4 protein-coding genes are annotated in these 3330 nt (G+C 72.3%); 3 read left to right on the plus strand and 1 reads right to left on the minus strand.

The window, feature by feature from the left end:
- Window positions 1-167: 167 nt before the first annotated feature.
- A complete protein-coding gene (locus IH13_RS0106205) occupies window positions 168-860 on the plus strand; it encodes a demethylmenaquinone methyltransferase (protein WP_031081717.1) in 693 nt (230 codons plus the stop codon).
- A gap of 38 nt (window positions 861-898) precedes the next feature.
- Here IH13_RS0106205 and IH13_RS0106210 read toward each other — a convergent pair whose 3' ends face one another.
- Window positions 899-1414, minus strand: a complete 516-nt coding sequence (locus IH13_RS0106210) for a GNAT family N-acetyltransferase (RefSeq protein ID WP_031081720.1) — start codon at window positions 1412-1414, stop codon at window positions 899-901.
- Between the two features lie 96 nt (window positions 1415-1510).
- Here IH13_RS0106210 and IH13_RS0106215 point away from each other — a divergent pair, with 96 nt between their 5' ends.
- Both IH13_RS0106215 and mptB read left to right on the plus strand, forming a co-directional pair.
- Window positions 1511-2797, plus strand: a complete 1287-nt coding sequence (locus IH13_RS0106215) for a geranylgeranyl reductase family protein (protein ID WP_031081721.1) — start codon at window positions 1511-1513, stop codon at window positions 2795-2797.
- 117 nt (window positions 2798-2914) lie between these two features.
- Window positions 2915-3330: polyprenol phosphomannose-dependent alpha 1,6 mannosyltransferase MptB (gene mptB, locus IH13_RS0106220; RefSeq protein ID WP_199814608.1), on the plus strand; the 416-nt coding region annotated here is incomplete at its 3' end.

Genomic DNA, 3330 nt, shown 5'->3' on the forward strand with positions numbered 1-3330 from the left:
CCGGGAGCCGGCGGCGGCGCCCCGGGGTTCCGTGTCCATGCCGCGCCCCCTCCGGTTCTCCGGTGTTCTCTCCCGCTCCCCCTGTATGAGTGCCGTCGGGGCCGAATGGTTCAGGACGGATCCACGCCGCCGCGAGCGGCCGGGGGGCGGGCTGCTTGAATGGGAGGGTGACCCGAGCATCCCTGGAAAAGCAGCCGCACGAAGTCGCCTCGATGTTCGACGACGTGGCGGCGAACTACGACCTGACCAACGATGTGATCTCCCTCGGGCAGGCCAGGCGCTGGCGCAAGGAGGTCGCGAAGGCGGTGGACGCCCGTCCGGCGCAGAAGATCCTCGACCTGGCGGCGGGCACGGCCACCTCCTCGCAGCCGTTCGCCCAGGCCGGCGCCTACGTGGTGCCCTGCGACTTCTCCCTGGGCATGCTGCGGGTCGGCAAGCGGCGCCACCCCTGGATGCCGTTCACGGCGGGGGACGGCACGAAGCTCCCGTTCAAGGACGAGACCTTCGACGCGGTCACCATCTCCTTCGGGCTGCGCAACATCCAGGACACCGACCAGGCGCTGCGCGAGCTGTACCGGGTGACGAAGCCCGGCGGGCGGGTCGTGATCTGCGAGTTCTCCCAGCCGACCTGGGACCCCTTCCGCCGGGTCTACACCGAGTACCTGATGCGCGCGCTGCCCCCGGTCGCCCGCACGGTGTGCAGCAACCCGGACGCGTACGTCTACCTCGCCGAGTCGATCCGCGCCTGGCCCGACCAGGCGGGCCTGGCCGGGCTGCTGCAGAAGGCGGGCTGGTCGAAGGTGGCCTGGCGCGACCTCACCGGCGGGGTCGTTGCGCTGCACCGGGGCGTCCGCGCCTGACGGACGTCCCCGGGGCACAGGTCGAAGACGAGGCCAGGTCAGAGCTCCAGACGGAAGCAGTGCGCCTGGGCGCCGGACGGGGTGGCGTACGACTCCGCCTGCCGCATGCCCAGGCGGCGGGCCACCGCCTTCGACCGCTCGTTGCGGGAGTGGATCATCGCCACCACCTGGGGCACCCCCGCCGCGCGCGCCCGCTCCAGCGTGGTGCGGGCGGCGGCGCTCGCGTAACCACGCCCCCAGGCGGGCCGGGCCAGCCGCCAGCCGATCTCGATCTCGCCGGCCGGGCCGAACGACGTGTGCGGCCACGGCTGCGCGCCGGTGAAGCCCAGCACCTGGCCGGCGTCGTCCAGCAGCGTCCACAGGCAGACGCCGTGCTCCGCGTCGTGCCGGCGCTGACGCGCGGTCAGCTCCTCGTAGACGGAGAGCTCCGCCGGCCTGCCGCCGTGGAACTCCATCACCTCCGGGTCGGCGAAGGCCCGGTGCCAGGCGAGGGCGTCCTCGTCGGTGGGGACGCGCAGGTGTACGAGCGGGGCGGCGGGAGGCGCGAGCGACATCTGGGAGCCCTTCGGAGTCGGGACGGCAAGCCCCCATAGACTGCACGTGACAGGTGCCGCGCGGCACGCGATTTCGAGTCTTCGGGAGATCCGGACGTGACCGAGCAGCCCTTGTCCGAACACAGCGCGGACGTCATCGTCGTCGGTGCGGGCCCCGCCGGCTCCACGACCGCGTACTACCTCGCCAAGGCCGGACTCGACGTCCTCCTCCTGGAGAAGACGGCCTTCCCCCGGGAGAAGGTCTGCGGCGACGGACTCACCCCGCGCGCCACCAAGCAGCTCGTCTCCATGGGCATCGACGTCTCCGAAGAGGCCGGCTGGCTCCGCAACAAGGGTCTGCGCATCATCGGCGGCGGGGTCCGCCTCCAGCTGGACTGGCCCGACCTCGCCTCGTACCCGGACTACGGACTGGTCCGCAAGCGCGACGACTTCGACGAGCAGCTCGCCCGGCAGGCGCAGAAGGCGGGCGCCCGGCTGCACGAGCGGTGCAACGTCGGCGCCCCGGTCGTGGACGCGCGTACCGGCCGCATCACCGGCGTCCACGCCAAGCTCGGCGAGGAGAAGACCCCGGTCACCTTCCACGCCCCGCTGGTCGTCGCCGCCGACGGCAACTCCACCCGGCTCTCGCTGGCCATGGGGCTGCACCGCCGTGACGACCGTCCGATGGGCGTCGCGGTGCGGACGTACTTCACCTCACCCCGCCACGACGACGACTACCTGGAGTCCTGGCTGGAGCTGTGGGACCGGCGCGGCGCCGAGGACCGGCTGCTGCCCGGCTACGGTTGGATCTTCGGCATGGGCGACGGCACCTCCAACGTGGGCCTCGGCATCCTCAACTCCTCGTCCGCCTTCAAGGAGCTCGACTGGCGCGAGGTGCTGAAGGCGTGGTGCGCCTCGATGCCCGAGGACTGGGGGTACACCCCGGAGAACATGACGGGGCCGATCCGGGGAGCCGCGCTCCCCATGGCCTTCAACCGGCAGCCGCACTACACCAAGGGGCTGCTGCTCGTCGGTGACGCGGGCGGCCTGGTCAACCCGTTCAACGGTGAGGGCATCGCCTACGCCATGGAGTCCGGGCAGATCGCCGCGGACGTCATCGTGCAGGCCCAGGCCCGAGCGACGGCGGCCCAGCGCGAACTGGCCCTCCAGCACTACCCGAAGGTGCTCAAGGAGACCTACGGCGGGTACTACACGCTGGGCCGTGCCTTCGTGAAGATGATCGGCAACCCCAAGGTCATGAAGATCGCCACGCAGCGCGGTCTGACCCACCCGCTGCTGATGAAGTTCACGCTGAAGATGCTCGCCAACCTCACCGACCCCACGGGCGGCGACGCGATGGACCGCGTCATCAACGGGCTCTCCAAGGTCGCCCCGAAGGCCTGACCCGGTCCGCGTGCCCGGCCCTCGCCCTGGTGGTCGGGGGCCGTTCCGGCGCCGGCCCTCGGTGGTGCCGCTGACGCGATCCGGGCCGCCCGGCCCCTTCCGGTAGGTTTGCGGACCATGCGCGCAACGGTGGCGGGGAACGCCGGAACACACCGGTGGCTGGGTACGGCCGGGGCCCTGGCCGCGGTCGCCGGAGGATGGGCCGTCGGGACGCTGCCCGCTCACGACCCCTGGGGGCTGTGGGTGCCGCACGGCACCGCCGTCACGGCCGTCGGCCACGCCCTGGCGTACGGCGGGCTGACCGTGCTCGTCGTCGCCTGGTGGCTGTACGGCAGGACGGGCGCGGGCGTACGGCACAGCCTGGTCACCCTGGGGTGGTGGACCGTGCCCTTCGTGGTCGCGCCGCCGCTCTACAGCGCCGACGTCTACAGCTACATCGCCCAAGGCGCGATGGTCCTCGAAGGCCACGACGTCTACGAGGTGGGGCCGTCCGTCCTGGACCCCGCCGGGCCCGGCGGGGACGCCGCCGCGAG

The organism is Streptomyces sp. NRRL WC-3549, assembly GCF_000721935.1.
Lineage (GTDB): Bacteria > Actinomycetota > Actinomycetes > Streptomycetales > Streptomycetaceae > Streptomyces.

Bases quoted from the DNA above. Each gene is read 5' to 3' on its own strand.
- IH13_RS0106210 (WP_031081720.1), bottom strand. From the start codon at position 1,414: ATGTCGCTCGCGCCTCCCGCCGCCCCGCTCGTACACCTGCGCGTCCCC.